The following is a 19,005-nucleotide window of genomic DNA, read 5'->3' as shown; positions in this document are numbered from 1 at the left end:
TTGAATTGATTAATCTGGCAATACTTTACCATCAAATATAATTATTTGTCAATATTTTTATGATAATTCATTTGCAAGCGTAAGTCCTCGTAAATTGGTTTTCCACCTAAAATGTCCAGAATGTAGTAAGCAACGAAAGTAACAATAATCATTGGCAATACTTGCTGGACAGTTCCAATCATTTCAGTCAGCAGCATAATTGCTGTGAATGGTGCTTTTTCTATTGCACCAAAATATGCGGCCATGGAAATCACTAGGATATGAGGGAAGTACGTTGGCAAAATAATCTGCGATTTTATCATAATATTGGCGCAAATTATTCCCAATAATGCCCCAAGAACTAGGATAGGCATGAAAATACCACCAGGTACGGAAGAACCATATGAAAGCATTGAAAAGACAAACCGAATTATCAAGAATAAGATCGGTAGTAAAAGAAAGTCCCATGATCCAAAGGCTTTGACATTTCAATTCAAATTAAATAAATTATCAATTAACACATGTGAACCACCGAGTAAGTGGGCATTAAATAGACCAACTGGAATAATTAAAATTAAAGGAATGATACTGTGATAGGCAATGTCATTAAGTTAAGCTAATGACATTGTCAAACTGAAACTGGTCTTTATTTTGGCTTAATTATTTTTCGAATTGTTTGCCCCAAGCCCATGGATCTTCGTGCCAGGTCTTCAAGACATCATATTGCGAGCTAGAAATATGACCTGACTCATTTTCCTTTTTGAGTAATTCAGGGTAGGAAAGAAGCGGAGCATATTTAACATTAGCTTTAGCAAAGTTTTCTTTTGCATCTGGCAAGTAGTAGGTGAAAATTGAAGAAACGCCAATGACGTTGCCGCCATCTTTTTCAGTTGCTTTAACTGCATTTAAAACGGAACCACCAGTGGTGATTAAATCATCGATTAAAACGATCTTATCATCTTTGCTGAAACGGCCTTCAATTTGGCGGCCTTTGCCATGATCCTTTGGCTTAGGACGAACATAGATCATTGGTAAGTGCAGTTTATCTGCAACCCATGCGGCATGGGGAATACCGGCGGTAGCGACGCCACCAATAATAGTAGCCTCAGGGAATTCTTTGGCGATTAAATTAGCTAAATCACCAGCAATCATATCGCGTAATTCTGGATATGAAACCGTTAACCTAAGGTCGGTGTAAATTGGAGAAAGCATCCCACTTGCGTAAGTGAATGGTTTGTCAGGTGAGATAGTGATAATTTTTTCTTGAATAAGTTGACTGATAATTTGATCCTTATGCATTTTAGTTAAACTCCTTTTTAATTGCTTCATATGCAGCTTCTGGGTCACTGGCTAAAGTAATTGGCCGTCCAACAACAATAGCGCTTGAGCCCCATTCTTTGGCTTGCGCTGGTGTGGCCACGCGAGATTGATCGTCTTTAGCATTGCCAGCAGGCCGAATTCCCGGTGTGACATATAAAAAGTCATCGCCAACTTTTTCGTGTAATTCTTTTACTTCAAGTGGTGAACAAATAACCCCATCTGCTCCAGAGTGCTTAGCCATTTTTGCTAGCGAAAGAACTTGCTCTTTCATTGACAGTGCGCAATTTTGTTCATGTGCCAATACTTCATCAGAAATCGAAGTTAATTCAGTTACTGCTAGTAACTTAGGCACGCTTTTGCCAGCAGGTGTACCCGCGATTAAACCGTCTTTAGCTGATTTGATCATTTGACTGCCGCCTAAAGCATGAACGGTAGTAAAAGTAATTCCTAACTTAGCTAATTGTTTAGCCCCGTTATAAACGGTATTAGGGATATCATGCAATTTTAGATCCAAGAAAATCTTATAACCTTGCTCAGCTAAGTCTTTAACCACTTGGTTGCCAGCGTGATAGAATAATTCCATACCGACTTTGATAAAGACGTTTTCTGGTTTGCCTAATTTAGACAAAATCTTATGCAGTTGCTCTTCATTGTCAATATCTAATGCAACAATTACAGGTTTCATTTTTCCTCCACAAAAAAAGTCTATCTTAGCGCAGAGAGACACCAAGGATAGACTTTTCCTAGATAATTTAAGTCAATATTTTGAACTTGCGGTCTCTCTGTACCGTTTAAAGTTTGATCAAGGTGAAGTTTAACACCTCAAAAGTAAAAATACAAATAAAATTTTTGCTTGGAAAAAATTATAATCACGTGTAGAATCATTTCTTGAAAAAATAAAGAGTGTCCGTGAGCATTCATTTTGGAGGAAAATTATGGTTAATACACATGTAAAATTACCAGGTTTAGATTTGAAAAATCCAGTTATGCCAGCAAGTGGAACTTTTGGCTTCGGCGATGTGCCTGCAGCTAAGAAGTTTGATTTAAATGATCTTGGAGCAATGGTTATTAAGACAACTACGCCACATGCAACCATAGGTAATCCGCAACCACAGATTGCCGTTTTAGATGATGGGATTTTGAATTCGGTTGGTCTTACTAATCCTGGTGTGGACAAGGTGATTAGTGAAAAGTTAGAACCATTGAGAAAACAATATTCAGAATTACCGATCGTGGCTAGCGTTGGCGGTGATAGTGAAGCAGATTATGTTGAAGTAGCAAAAAAGCTGTCAAATTCTGGCTTGGTTAATGCTTTAGAAATTAATGTTTCTTGTCCTAATGTGGCCCAAGGTGGAATGAGCTTTGGCGTGCATGCCGATGTGGTTGAAGAATTGACTAGAAAAATTAAAGCAGTTGTCAATATTCCAATTTATGTGAAGTTAACACCAAATGTGACTGATATCACTGTAATTGCTAAAGCTGCCGAAAAGGGTGGTGCCGATGGCTTATCGATGATCAATACATTGCTAGGGATGCGAATTGACGTGAAAAAACGCAGACCACTGTTAGGCCATAATATGGGCGGTTTATCAGGTGAGGCTGTTAAGCCAATAGCTATTAGAATGATTAGTCAAGTGCGTCAAATTACTTCTTTGCCAATTATTGGCATGGGTGGCATTGCTTCGGCCAAAGATGTGGTGGAATTTATGTTAGCAGGTGCTAATGCCGTAGCGGTTGGTACTGCTCATTTTAAAGATAGTATTGCTTCTAAGCATATTGCAGATGCCTTGCCGCAAGAACTTGAAAAATTAGGCATTGAAGATATCAATGAATTAGTTGGTCAAGTAAAATTTAATTAGAGCTTGACAAACGTTTCTAATTACAGTAACTTTAAAGCAATGAATGTCCTTTAAAATTAGTCCCGTGAGGCTAGCAAGGCAGGCTTAACTTAAGTTTCGACTTTACTAAAGCTCCTAGTCTCAGTTGAGATTGGGAGCTTTTTTCATGGGCAGAATTAGGAGGCTATAATGGCAAAAGAAATCTGGGATGCACTAGCAATGAAGCGTGCTTTAACCCGTATTACTTACGAGATAATTGAACAAAATAAAGGAACCGATGATTTGGTTTTGGTAGGGATTAAAACGCGAGGCGTTTACTTGGCTAAACGAATTCATGACCGTATTCAGAAATTGGAAGGCGTTGATGTACCAGTTGGTGAATTGGACATTACCTTATATCGGGATGATCGTCATGATGCTAGTTTAAAGCAAGATCCAGTTGTCAATTCTGATCAAGTTGATGTTAATATTGATGACAAGCATGTTGTTTTGGTTGATGATGTTATCTATACTGGACGAACAATCAGAGCGGCGATGGATGCTTTGATGCACGTTGGTCGCCCAAGTTCAATCAGAGTCGCAGTGCTAGTTGATCGTGGTCACCGTGAATTGCCAATTCGTGCTGATTTTGTTGGTAAAAATATTCCAACTTCTGCCGATGAACAGGTTGCTGTTAATGTAATTGAGAAGGACGGCAAAGATTCAGTTGAACTGAAGGCTTTACCAAAATAAAAAGAAGATAGTTAAATATCCAACCATTTAATTGACTCCAGAGAGGGCCAGAAGGGTTGATTTCTTTTCGTGTACACGGGAAGACTCTAGGCCTGGAGCAATTAAATGCTTCAGGCTTTTTTGTATAGAAAGAATAGAAAATGGAAAATTTAAATCTTGTTAATTTACCACATTTTGTGAGTGTTGAAAATTTGGATAGTAATGAAGTAGAAGCCTTAATCAGGAGAGCTGAGTACTTCAAAAAAGGCGGTGCAACACCACGTTTAACTAAGCCAGTTTATGTAACTAATATGTTTTTTGAAGATTCATCTAGAACACATACGAGCTTTGAAATAGCTGAAAGAAAACTAGGTTTGACAGTTATTCCTTTTGATCCGGCTCATTCGTCTGTTAATAAGGGTGAAACCTTATATGACACTTCATTAATTATGAACGCCTTAGGTGTCAACTTAGAAGTGATTCGTCACTCACAGAATGAGTATTACAATGATTTGATTAACTTAAAAGAACATCAACATTTAAATATTGGTGTGATTAACGCTGGAGATGGTAGCGGTCAACATCCTAGCCAATGTATGCTCGATATGATGACTATTCATGAACATTTTGGCCACTTTAAAGGCTTAAAGGTTGCAATTGTTGGTGATATTACTAATTCTAGGGTTGCAAAAAGTGACATGGAACTTTTGACTAGGTTGGGCGCTGAAGTTTACTTCTCAGGTCCAAGTTACTGGTATGATAAAGAATTCGATCAATATGGTAAGTATGAAGAAATTGATCAATTAGTTTCAAATATGGACGTGATGATGCTCTTACGGGTTCAACATGAACGTCATGCAGGCGATCCTAATGAAAAGACTTTTAATGCTAAAGCATATCATGAAAAATATGGTATTAATCATCAACGCTATAGTGCATTGAAGCCCGACACCATCATCATGCATCCGGGTCCAATTAACCATGATGTTGAACTTAGCGGTGATTTAGTTGAAAGCGATAAGTGCATGTTTGTCAGACAAATGCAAAATGGTGTGTTCATGCGTATGGCAATGATCGAGGCAGTATTGCGCGGTAGACGACTTGGAGGATTAGAATAATGGCAACAGTAATTAAGAATGGCACAGTTTATCAAAATGGTCGTCTAATTAAAGCAGATGTTTTAATTGAAGATCAAAAGATTAAAGCAATAGGGACTAACTTAACGGCAGATAAAGAGATTGATGCAAGTGGCAAGCTAGTTAGTCCTGGACTGGTTGATGTCCACGTTCATTATCGTGATCCCGGACAAACTTACAAGGAAGATATTAAAACCGGTAGTGAAGCCGCTGCTCATGGTGGTTTTACTATGGTAGGGGCAATGCCTAATGTGACGCCTGTACCTAATACGCCTGAGCTAATGCAAAAAATGGTACAAGAAAACAATGAAAAAGGTGTGGTTCATATTTTTCAATATGGACCAATCACTAATGATGAAACTACTGATGTCATTCCTGATTATGCAGCATTGAAAAAGGCTGGTGCTTTTGCCTTAAGTAATGATGGTCATGGAGTCCAAACTGCTCAAACGATGTATTTGGCAATGCAAAAAGCCAAGGAAAATAATTTGATCATTGCTACTCATGCACAAGACGATTCGCTTTTTAATAAAGGGATCGTGAATGAAGGACCTAAAGCCAAGGAATTAAACTTGCCGCCAGTAACTGAATTAGCAGAAACAACGCAAATTGCTAGAGACTTGCTTTTAGCACAAAAAACGGGCGTCCATTATCATATTTGCCATGTATCAACTAAAACTAGTGTAGAACTGGTTCGAATGGCTAAGGCGCGTGGAATCAATGTTACCTGTGAAGTAGCGCCACACCATATTTTATTAACAGATGACGATATTCCTAAGGACAACGGTTATTATAAGATGAATCCGCCATTGAGAAATAAGGAAGATCAAGCGGCGTTACTAGTGGGACTACTAGACGGTACAATCGATTTAATTGCGACTGATCATGCTCCTCATGCTCGCAATGAAAAAGAAGGTGGCATGAAGGGCGCAGCCTTTGGTATTACTGGTAGTGAAACAGCATTTTCTACTTTATATACTAAATTTGTCAAAGAAGAAAAAGTCTTCACCTTGGAGCAACTTTTATCATGGCTCTCCGATAAACCAGCTAAAACGTTTGGCTTAAAAAATGCCGGGGTACTTGAACCAGGTAAGCCAGCTGATATTGCGATTTTTGACTTAGACCATGAAACTGAATTAAAAGAAGAAGACTATAAGTCAAAAGGCGTTAATACACCATTTACGGGCGACAAGGTGTATGGTGAAACTGTAATGACCATGGTTGATGGTCAGGTTGTATACAGAAGGGATGAACAATAATGCGGTATTTAATCCTAGAAGATGGTAGCATCTATGCTGGCGAGGGTTTTGGCGCTGATTGCGAAACAGTTGGTGAAGTTGTATTTACAACAGGGATGACTGGTTATCAAGAAGCAATTACCGACCAATCTTATGCCGATCAGATTTTGGTTTTCACTAATCCTTTAATTGGAAACTATGGTATTACCTTGGCAGATTATGAGTCACTTGAGCCAAGGATCAAAGGCGTAATTTGTCACCAGGTTGCCCGTCATCCTGATAATTGGCGAATGCAGACAACCTTACCAAAGTTTTTGGAGCATTTGAACATTCCAGGTATTCAGGGAATTGACACGCGTGAATTAGTTAAAAAATTGAGAGTTCACGGTACATTACGTGGTAAGATTGCAGATTCAAAAGAAAATGCAGAAAAAATTGCGGCAGAATTAAAGATTAAGAATGTAACTCAAGGTGTAATTAGCCGAGTATCAACCAAGTCACCATATCCAGTTCCTGGTTCGAAACGCAATATTGTGGTTATCGACTTTGGAATTAAACACAGTATTTTGCGTGAACTAGCAGAACGTGATTGTAATTGTATTGTTTTACCATATACAGCTACTGCCCAAGAAGTATTAAACCTTCATCCAGATGGTGTTCTTTTGAGTAACGGCCCTGGTGATCCAGAAGAAATGGTAGAGGCAACTAAAATGGTGCGTGAAGTAGAAAAGCATGTTCCTTTGATGGGAATTTGTATGGGACACCAAGTCTTTGCTTTAGCTAATGGGGCTAAAACTTACAAGATGAAATTTGGGCACCGCGGTTTTAATCACCCTGTACGAGAGATTGCAACTGGTAATATTGGTTTTACTTCACAAAACCATGGTTATGCTGTGTCTGCAGATTCAATTGACAAGGATAACTTAATGATTACCCACGTTGAAGTCAATGATGGGACGGTTGAAGGGTTACGTCATAAGAAATATCCTGCATTTTCAGTGCAATTTCACCCTGATGCAACACCGGGTCCTCATGATGAGGTTTCATTATTCGACGACTTTATGTCAATGATTGATCAGAGAAAGGAAGAAGAGCGTCATGCCTAAAAGAACAGATATTCATAAGATTATGGTGATTGGCTCAGGTCCAATTATTATTGGTCAAGCTGCAGAATTTGATTATTCTGGTACACAGGCATGCTTGGCTCTGCGCGAAGAAGGCTATGAAGTAGTTTTAGTTAATTCCAACCCAGCTACGATCATGACTGATACAACAATTGCAGATAAGGTGTACATTGAACCTCTGACAGTTGAATCGATTTCACGAATTATTCGTCAAGAATATCCTGATGCTATTTTGCCAACACTTGGCGGTCAAGTGGGCTTAAACATGGCTATGGAACTTGCCAAAACAGGAATTTTGGATGAATTACACATCGAGCTTCTAGGTACTAAGCTGCAATCTATTGAACAAGCCGAAGACCGTGAAAAATTTAAGGAATTATGTAAGTCATTAGGTGAACCAGTTCCACCTTCTAAGACAGTTAATACAGTCGAAGATGCCTTAGCTTTTGGAGATGAGATTGGCTATCCGATCATTGTTCGTCCTGCCTTTACGATGGGTGGTACCGGTGGTGGTATCTGTAATAATCATGAAGAATTAGCAGAGATTGCCAAAAATGGATTGGAACTTTCCCCTGTAACTGAATGTTTGATTGAAAAATCAATTGCGGGCTATAAAGAAGTAGAATTTGAAGTAATGCGCGACCATGATGACAATGCAATGATTGTCTGCTGCATGGAAAACTTTGATCCGGTAGGGATTCACACTGGTGATTCAATTGTCTTTTCACCAAGTCAAACTTTATCTGATAAGGAATATCAGATGCTTCGTGATTGTTCACTGCGTTTGATTAGGGCTTTGAAAATTGAAGGGGGATGCAACGTTCAACTTGCTCTTGACCCAAATAGCTTTAATTATGATGTAATTGAAGTAAATCCGCGTGTTTCAAGATCATCTGCTTTAGCTTCTAAGGCAACTGGTTATCCAATTGCTAAGATGGCTGCCAAGATTGCCGTTGGTATGACTTTGGACGAAATCAAGAACCCTGTAACTGGTACTACTTATGCCGAATTTGAACCAGCTCTTGATTACGTTGTCTGCAAGATCCCTCGCTGGCCATTCGATAAGTTCCCTAAGGCTGACAGAGTTTTAGGTACTCAAATGAAGGCTACCGGTGAAGTTATGGCCATCGGTAGAACTGCAGAAGAAGCTATGCAAAAAGCGGTAAGATCACTAGAAATTGATGAAAAAGATCTTTACTCACCAGAAGCACACGTAGCTAGTGATGACCAATTAGAGCAAAAATTAGTCAAAGCTCAAGATGATCGTCTCTTCTATTTAGCTGAGGCATTTAGACGTGGTTATTCAGCTGAAGATGTTCATGAATTAACGAAGATTAATTTCTACTTTTTAGATATCGTGCAACATATGGTTGAATTGGAAAAGACACTTGAGGAAAATAAAGATGATGTTGATGTATTGCGCTTAGCTAAGAAATATGGCTTTAGTGATCCAACGATTGCCTCTTTGTGGAATGAAACTGCAGATGAGGTAAGAGCATTTCGGAAAAAGCATGGCATCATCCCAGTCTACAAGATGGTTGATACATGTGCTGCTGAGTTTGAATCAAAGACACCATACTTTTATTCAACTTATGATGCTGAAAATGAATCACATAAGACTGGTAAGAAGTCGGTGATCGTTATTGGCTCAGGTCCAATCAGAATCGGTCAAGGTGTTGAATTCGATTATGCGACTGTTCACTGTGTCAAGGCCTTGCAAAAGATGGGCTACGAAGCAATTGTTATCAATTCTAATCCTGAAACTGTTTCAACTGACTTCTCTATCTCAGATAAATTATACTTTGAACCATTAACTTTGGAAGATGTCTTGAATGTCTGCGACTTGGAAAAGCCAGAAGGCGTGATTGTTCAATTTGGTGGTCAAACCTCAATCAATTTGGCTCATGGCTTAGAAGAACATGGCGTCAAGATTTTAGGCACTAAAGTAGCTGATGTTAACCGTGCAGAAGACCGTGAACTGTTTGATCAAATCATTAAGCAACTTCATTTGAATCAGCCTCAAGGTTTAACTGCAACTACTCATGAAGGCGTACTTGAAGCTGCTGATAAGCTAGGCTATCCAGTTTTAGTCCGTCCAAGTTATGTTTTGGGTGGTAAGGCGATGGAAATTGTCTACACCAAGGCAGAGTTAGAAGAATACTTGCAAGACCACGTTGATATTGCAGCAGACCACCCAATCTTGGTTGATGATTATCTTGATGGTCGTGAATGTGATGTTGATGCAATTAGTGATGGTAAGGAAGTTCTTTTGCCAGGAATCATGGAACATATTGAGCATGCCGGTGTCCACTCTGGTGACTCAATGGCTGTTTATCCACCACAAACCTTCTCTGATGAAGTTAAAGAAAAGATTACTGATGTCACTAGAAAGCTTGCTTTGACTTTGAACTGTGTCGGCATTATGAACATTCAATTCATTGTCAGAGATGGTGAAGTTTACGTAATTGAAGTTAACCCTCGGGCAAGTAGAACAGTGCCATTTTTAAGCAAGATCACGGGTATTGAAATGGCTCAGGTCGCTACCCGAGTAATTATGGGCGAAAGTTTGGCTGAACAGGGCTACGGTGATGGTCTTGCCCCAGAGCCAGACATGATCTCTGTTAAAGCACCAGTCTTCTCCTTCAGCAAATTATCGGACGTTGATGCATATCTCGGGCCAGAAATGAAATCGACAGGTGAAGTAATGGGGAGTGATCACACTTTTGCCAAAGCTCTCTACAAAGCTTTTGCAGGTGCTAAGATGCAATTGCCTGAAAATGGTAATGTATTACTTACCATCGAAGATCGAGACAAAGAAAAGATTTTACCAATTGCCAAGAGATTTGCGCGGATTGGCTACAGAATCTTTGCTACTAAGGGTACAGCTGATTTCTTGCGTAGTCATGATTTGCATGTTGATCCAGTAACTAAAGTGCATGAAGATGAAGACGCCAAGGATAATATCTTGAATGAATTAAGAAATGGCAAGATTGACTTGGTTATCAATACGATGGGTCACGATATTGAAAAGAATTCTGATGGCTTCATCATTAGACAGGTTGCCATTGGTCAAAATGTACCATTGATTACAGCACTTGATACTGCAGATGCTTTGCTTACTAGCTTGGAGAATAGATCATTTGCTACTGATGCTTTGAAGTAGGATAGTTGAATAGATAAAAATAATGCATTTCTCTATTGAAGTAGGAGAATGCATTATTTTTTATGCAAAAAATAATTTTCACAAGTGAGCTAATAATTCTGAGATAAATAAACGATAGATAGCATTCAATCAAGATATTGTGAAAAAAATATGTATCACAAACTTTATTATAGAGCCATGATTAAGAATATTTCACTATCTTTTGTAAGCGAATACATTTATAATCTGAGATAAGGAAGTGAAGTGTTTAGGGGGAAATAAAAATGTGGATTTCGTTTTTATTGGCTTTAATTCCAATTATTTGGCTTATTTACTCTTTGGCAATTCGAAAAATGCCTGCTATTAAAGCATGCAGCATTGGACTATTAATTACTATCGTATTGGCTATACTGGGATTTAACCTCTCTATAGTTGACACTTTGACGGGTGCTTTAGAGGGCATTCTGATGGGGCTATGGCCAATTGTTTATGTAATCGTGGCTGCACTGTTTACTTATAATGTAAGCAATTATTCAGGTGGAATTAAAATTATTCAAGATACTTTGTCGTCAATCACTACTGATCAGCGTATTTTAGTTTTGATTATCGCATGGGGATTTGGTGGATTCTTAGAAGCAATTGCAGGTTTTGGGACAGCAGTTGCAATTCCCGCTGGGATATTAATTGGATTTGGTCTTAATCCGATTAATGCCGCCGTAATTTGTTTAATTGCTAATACTACACCAACTGCCTTTGGTGCAATTGGATTACCAGTGATTACACTGAGTGACGTAACTAATTTGCCCGTTACTCCATTATCATTTGTTATTACTTTACAACTTGCATTATTAATTATTATAATTCCGTTTTTATTGGTGATTCTAACAGGTGGCGGAGTTAAAGCTATCAAAGGAGTGGGATTAATTACCCTGATGTCTGGTTTGTCATTTTCAATTCCGCAAATTTTGGTAGCAAAATTTGTTGGTCCAGAGTTACCAGCAATTGTTGGTTCAATTTGTTGTATTTTGACTACAGTTCTGATGGCAAAATTATATCATCATCAAGATAATGACATAAAAGAGAATATTGAGAAGCACAGCGCTATCGAAATTTTGCGTGCAAGTTCACCATTTATTTTAGTGTTCGTATTTGTGGTTCTTGCTTCATCACTGTTTCCAAATATTCAGCATCTATTGGGAAAAGTGACTTCTTATATTAAGGTATATACTGGGAAAGATACAGAACTGTTTAAGATTAATTGGCTTTCTTCACCAGGAACATTAATTTTGCTAGCTACTTTTATTGGTGGATTAATTCAAAAAGTTAGTTTCAAGAAATTAGGACAAATCTTAAAATCAACAATTTTTGGATTATGGAAAACATTAATTACAATTTGTTCTATTGTGGCTTTAGCCAAGGTAATGGGCTACGCAGGAATGACTTCAGCAATTGCGGCAGCATTAGTAGTTCTAATGGGACCAATATATCCATTAGTTGCACCGTTAATTGGTGCTTTGGGTACGTTTATTACAGGATCTGATACCTCAGCTAATGTTCTTTTTGGTAACCTGCAATTGTCTTCAGCTAAGGCTTTAGGCGTAAATAGTAATTGGGTAGTTGGTTCAAATATGGTGGGAGCAACTGCTGGAAAGATGATCTCACCTCAGAGTATAGCTGTTGCTTCAGCTGCAATTGGACAAGATGGATCTGAATCAATAATTTTGAAGCAAGTGGCTAAATGGTGCTTATTGTATTTGGGAATAATTTGTATATTCCTATATGGAATAGGCTTTGCCGTAGGATTTTTATAAAAATAATTTAAATAACTCTTGGTGTTCTGATATATATTGATTTGCACTTGTCATCCATTAATAGTAAATCGCTTGCATTAAAAGCGCTTTCGTTGATAGAATGCTTTTTGTAACTTTTTTACATTAATAAGGGAGACAAAACGAATGAGTTATTTATTTCTGTTTATTCCGGCAATAGGATGGGGTCTTATGCCCATGTTTGTTGCTGGTGTCAAGAAGAGTAACATTTACCACCAAATTTTAGGTACCGTTCTTGGTGCATTTATCTTTGGTGCTGCAGTTACTCTCATTAAGCGTCCATCTTTTAATGCGACTACTTTTATTTTAGCAATGTTAGCTGGTGCTGCTTGGGTTATTGGTCAAGTTGGTCAGTATTACAGTTATTCCAAGGTTGGGGTTTCTGAAACTATGCCAATTTCAACTGGTTTGCAGTTGATCGGTGTGCCACTTGTAGGTGTGTTGATCTTTAGTGAATGGGCAAGCACTCAAGCTAAATTGTTTGGATTTTTAGGGATCTTAGCTTTAATTATTGGTGTAGCATTTACATCATTGACTGACAAAGGTACATCTGAGGGTGGAAAAAAGAATCAGACCACTACAATGATTGTGCTGGTATTGACTACACTTGGTTACATTACTTCAAGTTCCATTCCAAAGGCCTTGAAGGGTGACAGCGTAATGATTTTCTTTGCTGAAACCATTGGAATGTTGGTTGCAGCAATTGTTTATTTAATTGCAACTAAGCAAACACAAGTCTTTAAGGAAAAAGAAAGTTATCAAGTAATTCCTGCCGGTGTGATTTACGCAATTGCTGCTCTTGCATACATTGTTTCAGTTAAGATGAACGGTGTAAACCTAGCCTTTGTTATGTCACAACTTTGTGTTGTTATTTCTACTCTTGGTGGTATCCTTTTCTTACACGAAAAGAAGACACAAAAAGGTCTTATTTATACTGTGATCGGTTTAATATTAATTGTTGCCGGTGCAGTTTTGACCTCAGTATTTTAATGAATTTTAAATAAATATTGAATGAACTCCAACATGATAATTGTTGGAGTTTTTGAGTAAAAAAGTCATGAATAAATATAAAATGAATTAAAATATAAGTAGAAGCTAAAGAGAGGATGATTTCTATGAGTGATAATACAGTATACGTGATCGACGGTCGTCGGTATGCACGTAATCGAGAAATTGTCGAACATAATGTGCATGTTTATAGTTCTTATCAAAATCTGATTGCTGCATTTAAGCCATTTTTGGAAGTTTCAAATAAAGAAGTGCATATGAATGGCAAAAATGAGATGCTTCAGGTTAGAATATATTATCCATCAAATCAATTTTTGACAAAATATAAATTTGATATTTATGAAAAGAAAATAGATAATTTCTTTCCAAGTACTACTGAACATATTTAGCAAAGGAATGATCCAATGACTTTTAACAAAGAAGAAAAAGAGCAAGCTTTAAAGCGGCTAACTGATGAGGAATATAACGTAACTCAAAAGGCCGCTACAGAATATCCTTTTACCGGAAAATATGATGATTTTTATGAAAAGGGGATTTACGTTGATGTAGTGTCAGGTGAGCCACTTTTTTCAAGCTTAGATAAGTATAATGCAGGCTGTGGTTGGCCTAGTTTTACTAAGCCAATTAAGAAATTAACTTACCACCGCGATCAATCGCACGGAATGGAGAGAACAGAAGTTAAAAGTCCCGAAGCTGATTCTCACTTAGGTCATGTTTTTACTGACGGCCCAGTGGATCAAGGTGGTTTACGTTACTGCATTAATTCCGCAGCATTGAGATTTATTCCATATGATCAGTTGGAACAGGCTGGCTATGGTGAATATAAGAAAATATTTGAATAAAAAATACGGCAGATACTTAAAATAAATATCTGCCGTATTAGTTTATATATTAAAAATTATTTCTCATAGAACTTAATTTCAGTATTGGCCAAATCAACTGTATAAGTTTCTTCTTCAAGTGGTCGTTTAGTCATTCCTTCATCAGTTGAGTAGATGATCAAGGCCAACTTACTACCAGATGGAAGAGTGTAGTAGGTAGGTTGAAGCAAGAAGTCTAAATCGTAGAACTTGTCAGCATCAATCTTCTCAGGTCTTTTCATGTCCTTATAGTTTTGTAAGTTCATGTGAGCCTTAGTGATCAACTTAGCCTTAGTCTTCTTGTCCGGCACAAATTCTTGCAAAGTATCAGTGCCAAATCTATAGCCAAGTTCTTGACCGCCGCGCATTAAGAACTTAGGTGTAGCGGTTAAGCGTCTTCTTTCTCCCAATTCAACTAAAGCAACAGAAATTTGTCCCTTAGGTAAGCTGCCTTTAACTCTAACTTTTACTTCAGGACGACCGACAATCGTAGTTGGGTGAATAAATTCGTCTGTTTTAAAACGCAAACTTGGTTTAGCCCATTTTTCATCACCACAGATGAACTTGTATAGCCAGTCGCTTTCTGAGATGTCAGCCTTCTTAAATTCAATGCCACCTTCATCGACAAATGATTGTTGTGCTTTGCCATTGCCATCTTGGAAAAGCTCGCCGTCATCAGTTGGGTAGTAGGTCTTCTTTTGACCTAATTCATTTGACCAATCCTTTTCTTCGTGCCACTTGTCAGCTTGCAAGTTGTCCTGGATCATGACGGTTGGCCATTGCTTGTAAGCATTGTTTTCAATCCCTAGTAATTCATGTACAAACCAAAGGTTCATCAAGTCAGTAAAATCAATAGAAACAAAGTTGTTCATATTGTAGTGAGGACCTTGGTGTAGGAAAAGATGATGCTTCATTGGCATTTTTTTGACTAGTTGCCAAATTTTATAAACATTCTTTGGCTTAACGTTCCAGTCATTTAAACCGTGAACAGAAATCCAAGAACATTTGATGCCGTCAGCGTGATGGCGGTAGTTTCTTGCTTCCCAAAAGTTGGAATATTGACCGGTTTCACGGTCTTCTTTTGTTAAAAGCTCTTTTTGCATCTTGTCGTATTCTGGTTTGATCTTTAAGTAAGAACCTGCATCCCACAAGTTTGATTGACAAGTTTCAGCCAGTAAATCAAGGTCTTCACCTTGGCAGGCTTCGGGTGCGATTACCAAACCGTGTTCACGGTAATAGTCATACCAAGAAGAAATAGCGGCTTCAGAAACCACAGTTTTCAAGCCTTTAACCCCAGTAGTGGCAATAGCAATTTGCAAAGTGCCTAAATATGAACGACCAGTCATTCCGATATTGCCATTGCACCAGTCAGCTTTAGTTTGAACAGATCTAGTACGGTCAGTGTAAGCGATACGATCGCCGTGGAGCCATTCGATAACTGCAGCAGCTGATTCAGTTTCTTCAGGTGCACCAGTAATACGAACTCCATCACTACCGCGGGTACCAATTGCTCCAGCAAAAACACTGGCAAAACCACGAGCAAGCATATACTCATTTAATGGATAAGAAGATTTATGTACTGCTTCTTCGGTAGCTGGGTGGTTAGAGTCGTCTGGCTGCTTTGCTTTAACTATTGGTGAATGAACATATTGTGGATCATTCCAATCGGCGGCATCAGATAAATTTTCATCAACATTATGGTTACGCTTTTCATTAGCGATAATTCCGCCGAAATATGGTGAAGCAGTATAAAGGGCAGGCACTTTTAAGCCTTTGTTAGTTTCAGCTGGTCGGAAAACAGTAACTTGAATCAAGTCACTCTTACCATCATGATCAGTATCAAGATCAGTTTCAACGTAAACAACTTCACGAATTACTTTGTTGGTATCGAAGACAGGAATAGCTTTGCCATTGAAAAATTTAAACTTATTTTGTCCCCAGAATTGAGTAAAGTACCCCTTACCAGCCATTACATCGAGCAAAATTTGACCGTTTTTGGCGCGAGTATTGAGCAAACGATAAAAAGCAGAGATTAACTTTTTGACATCAGAAATGTCTTGGACAAAAGGTAAAGCATTCTTTTGCATAAAGCCGGTTGGATCGGCTAATTCGTAGTCATAATGAACATGATAGCCAAGTAATTGTAAGGCTACATTATAGAATTGAGCAGTATCAATTGATTCAGGCTTTCCTTTTAAAAAGTCAGCTAAAGTTTGCTCATTTGAAACAGCAAATTCAGATAATTTTGTTGTCTTAGCAGCGTCAGTTTTTGCTTCAGCAATTGTCATTTTAACGAGCTTGCCCAGCAAATCGTTAAAATTCCAGTCTGCATAATTTTTAGGTAAGAAATTGATGTCGATTAATTCTTTTACTTGTTGATCGAAGTCAGTTTCGACATAAGCGTATTGATTATATTTCATATTTTTCTCCTTTGCAGTTTAATTACTTTCTATTTTACTTTTAATTGTGGCTATAACCAATAGATATGAAAATTAATAAGTAAGAAATATTTTTTAAAATTGAATTCTGCCGGAAAACCGAACAAAATGAATGCTAGCTATCGGAAAATGACGGGTGTAAGAGAAACATATCCGAAAAATAAAGTTCGTGTTTTAAACATCATTGGTGATATTGGTGGTCAAACCGATGGAACAGTACCCAATGTATCATCTTTGTCATTAAAATATTTAGTGGCAGATCGTGCTAAAAGCTATCAGGTAGTGAAGTTTACTGGAAAAAATTCACGTCACTCCAAGTTGCATGAGAATCCAAAAGTAGATAAAGTATTAATCAAATTCCTGTGGAATAAATAAAGTTAATAATAGGCATGCGAACGTATGTCTATTTTTTGTGCCTTTTCTTAATCCAATTACTTGAATTATAAAATAATGCGTGTATAATATTCATCTAATTAATAAAGAAAGGGCATGGTTTTATGAAGCTATTAAAGACTAAAATCTTAACAATTCTGTGTGGCTTGCTAACATTGAACGGCTTAGCCATGTTGTTTTCAGGATTGATTATCCAAATGGACGAAGTTGCTGATTTTGATTCAGCCCAAAGTTTAGCAGTTGCTAATTCGACTAATGCCATTATTTTGGCAGGAATTATTATGATTTTGCTTTTTGGGGCATTGTTTTTCGATGGTTGGGCTAAGCTCAAGAACAGGCATGCTAAGCACGTTAAGTTAGTTTAATAGAATAGATAAGACTAGCTCTGAAGTGAGCTAGTCTTTTTTTGCCCAAAATTAAAGTTTTCTTTACCGTTTTTTTACTTTTGCATGTGATAATGAGCCAAAATTAATCAGGGAGATAGTTATGGGATTCTGGTATTATTATGTTTTGCCATTAGTGACGGCTATTTTATTCGTTTGGCTAGGAAACCGAGTTATGGTGACTAAAAAATGGATTAGCATAATTTTTTACTCATTAGCTGGAGTAGGCTATTTAATTGCATCGGTTTTTGCTGTTTTTTATATCTATGCAACAGTAGAAGAAATTTTAACGCCAGATATTTTAACAAAAATAGGTTGGCATTATTTTTGGAGTGATAATTTTATTTTTCTTCTTACCAGCACTGTTCTATTAACAATTAGCTATTTTGTACTAAAACGTGGTAGATTACGGATGAAATAGGATGCTCAAAAATGATAAGATTATTTTTGGAAAAAATAGAATAATGATGGGGTGAAAAAATGACTTTACCATTTAAGGCAGTTGCTGTAGATATGGACGGCACGTTTTTAGATGATCGTAAGCAGTTTAATCACAAGGAATTTGATCAAATTTTGACTGAATTTGAAAAACGAGGAGTACATTTTATCGTGGCTTCAGGGCGTCCTTATGTTAGATTGAAGCAGGACTTTGGCAAGTTTGCCAGCAGAATGGATTTCGTAACTTTGAATGGCTCGAGATTAATCATCAAGGGTCAAGAAGCTGGCAGTTATTTGCTTAATCGCGATGACGTTTTAAAGCTAATTCATGATGTACATGTGAAATATGGTGAAATGGCTACAATGGTTTTTGGCCGAGATATTGCATATTTGCATAGCAATGTTGAAAAAGATGAACGCGACTTTTTGGCTTACTTTGCTGGTAATAGTACCGTGATTGATGACTGGAATGATTTGCCAGAACAGATTTATCAGATAACCTTTGGCATGGATAGTTCCAAGGCAGCGGAGATTGAACGTGATTTTAATTTTGAACATAATAACCAGATCTCTGCTTTTGCTTCCGCAACTTTTGCCATTGATGTTAACACACAAGGCGTTAATAAGGGTGCCGGATTAAAGCATCTCCTAGAAAAGATGGGGATGACTGGGGATGATCTGATTGCTTTTGGAGACGGTGGCAATGATATTGACATGCTTGACTTTGCCAAATATTCTTATGCGATGGCTAATGGCATGGATAAGGTAAAAAAGCACGCCAAATATATTGCACCAGCTAATACGGAGAACGGTGTTTTCAAAGTTTTGCAAAAATATTTAGCTGAAGATAAAAAATAGCTTGTAAAATTAAATTAATATGATATAGTTTTAATTAACTTATAGAAATAGAGGAAATTGCCATATGATTCGTTTACTGAATCTCTAATATTTGATTTGTTGTTTAGCAAAATACTGTCTTTGCACCTTGTTTAGTGCACCCATTTTTTGCTTGCATACCAAGTATTAGCAGTAGATGAATTGAGGGTGGTTTTCTTTATCAAAATCAACCTTTATTTGTTGCACTGTTAATAGGATGTGAGCATCCAGAACAGTGCTTTTTCTTTGCGACAAATCATGTTAGAGCTTTTTTTGCTGATTATACGTTTTT

The 19,005-nt window shown here is 37.6% G+C and carries 16 protein-coding genes and 2 pseudogenes; 14 read left to right on the top strand and 4 right to left on the bottom strand.

All coding sequences use genetic code 11. The features are described from left to right. Positions 1 to 41: 41 nt before the first annotated feature. The 3 genes and pseudogenes from CP352_RS02685 to pyrF all read right to left on the bottom strand — a co-directional run. A pseudogene (locus CP352_RS02685) lies at positions 42 to 575 on the bottom strand (chloride channel protein); the annotation flags it as partial. Between the two features lie 64 nt (positions 576 to 639). Beyond that, entirely contained in the window at positions 640 to 1,278 is a 639-nt protein-coding gene (pyrE, locus tag CP352_RS02680; protein WP_005723271.1) for an orotate phosphoribosyltransferase, read from the bottom strand. Position 1,279: 1 nt separating this feature from the next. Further along, positions 1,280 to 1,984: an orotidine-5'-phosphate decarboxylase gene (pyrF, locus tag CP352_RS02675; protein WP_005726123.1), complete on the bottom strand. Its 705-nt coding sequence runs from the start codon at positions 1,982 to 1,984 to the stop codon at positions 1,280 to 1,282. A gap of 250 nt (positions 1,985 to 2,234) precedes the next feature. On the opposite strand from pyrF, the gene CP352_RS02665 reads away from it, so the two are divergent. The 10 genes from CP352_RS02665 (at position 2,235) to msrB (ending at position 14,167) form a co-directional block, all read left to right on the top strand. After that, positions 2,235 to 3,158, top strand: a complete 924-nt coding sequence (locus CP352_RS02665; protein ID WP_089146960.1) for a dihydroorotate dehydrogenase — start codon at positions 2,235 to 2,237, stop codon at positions 3,156 to 3,158. A 168-nt stretch (positions 3,159 to 3,326) separates the two neighbouring features. Beyond that, on the top strand, positions 3,327 to 3,869 hold the full coding sequence (gene pyrR, locus CP352_RS02660) for a bifunctional pyr operon transcriptional regulator/uracil phosphoribosyltransferase PyrR (RefSeq protein ID WP_061204817.1): 543 nt from the start codon (positions 3,327 to 3,329) through the stop codon (positions 3,867 to 3,869). Positions 3,870 to 4,009: 140 nt separating this feature from the next. Further along, the gene (locus CP352_RS02655) at positions 4,010 to 4,966 is read left to right on the top strand and encodes an aspartate carbamoyltransferase catalytic subunit (RefSeq protein ID WP_005728145.1); all 957 of its coding nucleotides are present in this window, start codon (positions 4,010 to 4,012) and stop codon (positions 4,964 to 4,966) included. Beyond that, entirely contained in the window at positions 4,966 to 6,243 is a 1,278-nt protein-coding gene (locus CP352_RS02650) for a dihydroorotase (protein ID WP_005719454.1), read from the top strand. The genes CP352_RS02655 and CP352_RS02650 overlap by 1 nt, the downstream gene beginning before the upstream one ends. Beyond that, on the top strand, positions 6,243 to 7,328 hold the full coding sequence (locus CP352_RS02645; protein WP_005719452.1) for a carbamoyl phosphate synthase small subunit: 1,086 nt from the start codon (positions 6,243 to 6,245) through the stop codon (positions 7,326 to 7,328). The genes CP352_RS02650 and CP352_RS02645 overlap by 1 nt, the downstream gene beginning before the upstream one ends. Next, the gene (carB, locus tag CP352_RS02640) at positions 7,321 to 10,509 is read left to right on the top strand and encodes a carbamoyl-phosphate synthase large subunit (protein ID WP_013086555.1); all 3,189 of its coding nucleotides are present in this window, start codon (positions 7,321 to 7,323) and stop codon (positions 10,507 to 10,509) included. The genes CP352_RS02645 and carB overlap by 8 nt, the downstream gene beginning before the upstream one ends. Positions 10,510 to 10,772: 263 nt before the next feature. Continuing rightward, entirely contained in the window at positions 10,773 to 12,299 is a 1,527-nt protein-coding gene (locus CP352_RS02635; RefSeq protein WP_089142906.1) for an L-lactate permease, read from the top strand. Between the two features lie 144 nt (positions 12,300 to 12,443). Continuing rightward, a complete protein-coding gene (locus CP352_RS02630) occupies positions 12,444 to 13,307 on the top strand; it encodes a GRP family sugar transporter (protein ID WP_013086553.1) in 864 nt (287 codons plus the stop codon). 125 nt (positions 13,308 to 13,432) lie between these two features. Next, positions 13,433 to 13,714, top strand: a complete 282-nt coding sequence (locus tag CP352_RS02625; protein ID WP_065989508.1) for a hypothetical protein — start codon at positions 13,433 to 13,435, stop codon at positions 13,712 to 13,714. 15 nt (positions 13,715 to 13,729) lie between these two features. Next, positions 13,730 to 14,167 (top strand): peptide-methionine (R)-S-oxide reductase MsrB, encoded by a 438-nt coding sequence (gene msrB, locus CP352_RS02620; protein ID WP_005719441.1) that lies wholly within the window; start codon positions 13,730 to 13,732, stop codon positions 14,165 to 14,167. 56 nt (positions 14,168 to 14,223) lie between these two features. On the opposite strand, the gene CP352_RS02615 is transcribed toward msrB, so the two are convergent. Then, the gene (locus CP352_RS02615; protein ID WP_089145414.1) at positions 14,224 to 16,605 is read right to left on the bottom strand and encodes a Xaa-Pro dipeptidyl-peptidase; all 2,382 of its coding nucleotides are present in this window, start codon (positions 16,603 to 16,605) and stop codon (positions 14,224 to 14,226) included. 93 nt (positions 16,606 to 16,698) lie between these two features. Between CP352_RS02615 and CP352_RS02610 the strand changes: the two are divergent. From CP352_RS02610 to CP352_RS02595, 4 genes and pseudogenes are all read left to right on the top strand, one after another. After that, a pseudogene (locus CP352_RS02610) lies at positions 16,699 to 16,998 on the top strand (alpha/beta hydrolase); the annotation flags it as partial. A gap of 122 nt (positions 16,999 to 17,120) precedes the next feature. Further along, positions 17,121 to 17,381 (top strand): hypothetical protein, encoded by a 261-nt coding sequence (locus tag CP352_RS02605; RefSeq protein WP_005719435.1) that lies wholly within the window; start codon positions 17,121 to 17,123, stop codon positions 17,379 to 17,381. A 121-nt stretch (positions 17,382 to 17,502) separates the two neighbouring features. Next, positions 17,503 to 17,820, top strand: coding sequence for a hypothetical protein (locus tag CP352_RS02600; RefSeq protein WP_005723267.1), 318 nt, complete (start codon positions 17,503 to 17,505; stop codon positions 17,818 to 17,820). Between the two features lie 59 nt (positions 17,821 to 17,879). After that, on the top strand, positions 17,880 to 18,695 hold the full coding sequence (locus CP352_RS02595) for a Cof-type HAD-IIB family hydrolase (RefSeq protein WP_013086548.1): 816 nt from the start codon (positions 17,880 to 17,882) through the stop codon (positions 18,693 to 18,695). Positions 18,696 to 19,005: the final 310 nt, after the last annotated feature.

Origin of the sequence: Lactobacillus sp. UMNPBX1, from assembly GCF_002554085.1 — a bacterium.
Classification (GTDB): Bacteria; Bacillota; Bacilli; order Lactobacillales; family Lactobacillaceae; genus Lactobacillus; species Lactobacillus crispatus.
This window is presented reverse-complemented; position numbering and strand designations above follow the sequence as displayed.

Coding starts and splice junctions, on each gene's coding strand:
- pyrE (WP_005723271.1), bottom strand. CDS start 1,278: ATGCATAAGGATCAAATTATCAGTCAACTTATTCAAGAAAAAATTATC.
- pyrF (WP_005726123.1), bottom strand. CDS start 1,984: ATGAAACCTGTAATTGTTGCATTAGATATTGACAATGAAGAGCAACTG.
- CP352_RS02665 (WP_089146960.1), top strand. CDS start 2,235: ATGGTTAATACACATGTAAAATTACCAGGTTTAGATTTGAAAAATCCA.
- pyrR (WP_061204817.1), top strand. CDS start 3,327: ATGGCAAAAGAAATCTGGGATGCACTAGCAATGAAGCGTGCTTTAACC.
- CP352_RS02655 (WP_005728145.1), top strand. CDS start 4,010: ATGGAAAATTTAAATCTTGTTAATTTACCACATTTTGTGAGTGTTGAA.
- CP352_RS02650 (WP_005719454.1), top strand. CDS start 4,966: ATGGCAACAGTAATTAAGAATGGCACAGTTTATCAAAATGGTCGTCTA.
- CP352_RS02645 (WP_005719452.1), top strand. CDS start 6,243: ATGCGGTATTTAATCCTAGAAGATGGTAGCATCTATGCTGGCGAGGGT.
- carB (WP_013086555.1), top strand. CDS start 7,321: ATGCCTAAAAGAACAGATATTCATAAGATTATGGTGATTGGCTCAGGT.
- CP352_RS02635 (WP_089142906.1), top strand. CDS start 10,773: ATGTGGATTTCGTTTTTATTGGCTTTAATTCCAATTATTTGGCTTATT.
- CP352_RS02630 (WP_013086553.1), top strand. CDS start 12,444: ATGAGTTATTTATTTCTGTTTATTCCGGCAATAGGATGGGGTCTTATG.
- CP352_RS02625 (WP_065989508.1), top strand. CDS start 13,433: ATGAGTGATAATACAGTATACGTGATCGACGGTCGTCGGTATGCACGT.
- msrB (WP_005719441.1), top strand. CDS start 13,730: ATGACTTTTAACAAAGAAGAAAAAGAGCAAGCTTTAAAGCGGCTAACT.
- CP352_RS02615 (WP_089145414.1), bottom strand. CDS start 16,605: ATGAAATATAATCAATACGCTTATGTCGAAACTGACTTCGATCAACAA.
- CP352_RS02605 (WP_005719435.1), top strand. CDS start 17,121: ATGAAGCTATTAAAGACTAAAATCTTAACAATTCTGTGTGGCTTGCTA.
- CP352_RS02600 (WP_005723267.1), top strand. CDS start 17,503: ATGGGATTCTGGTATTATTATGTTTTGCCATTAGTGACGGCTATTTTA.
- CP352_RS02595 (WP_013086548.1), top strand. CDS start 17,880: ATGACTTTACCATTTAAGGCAGTTGCTGTAGATATGGACGGCACGTTT.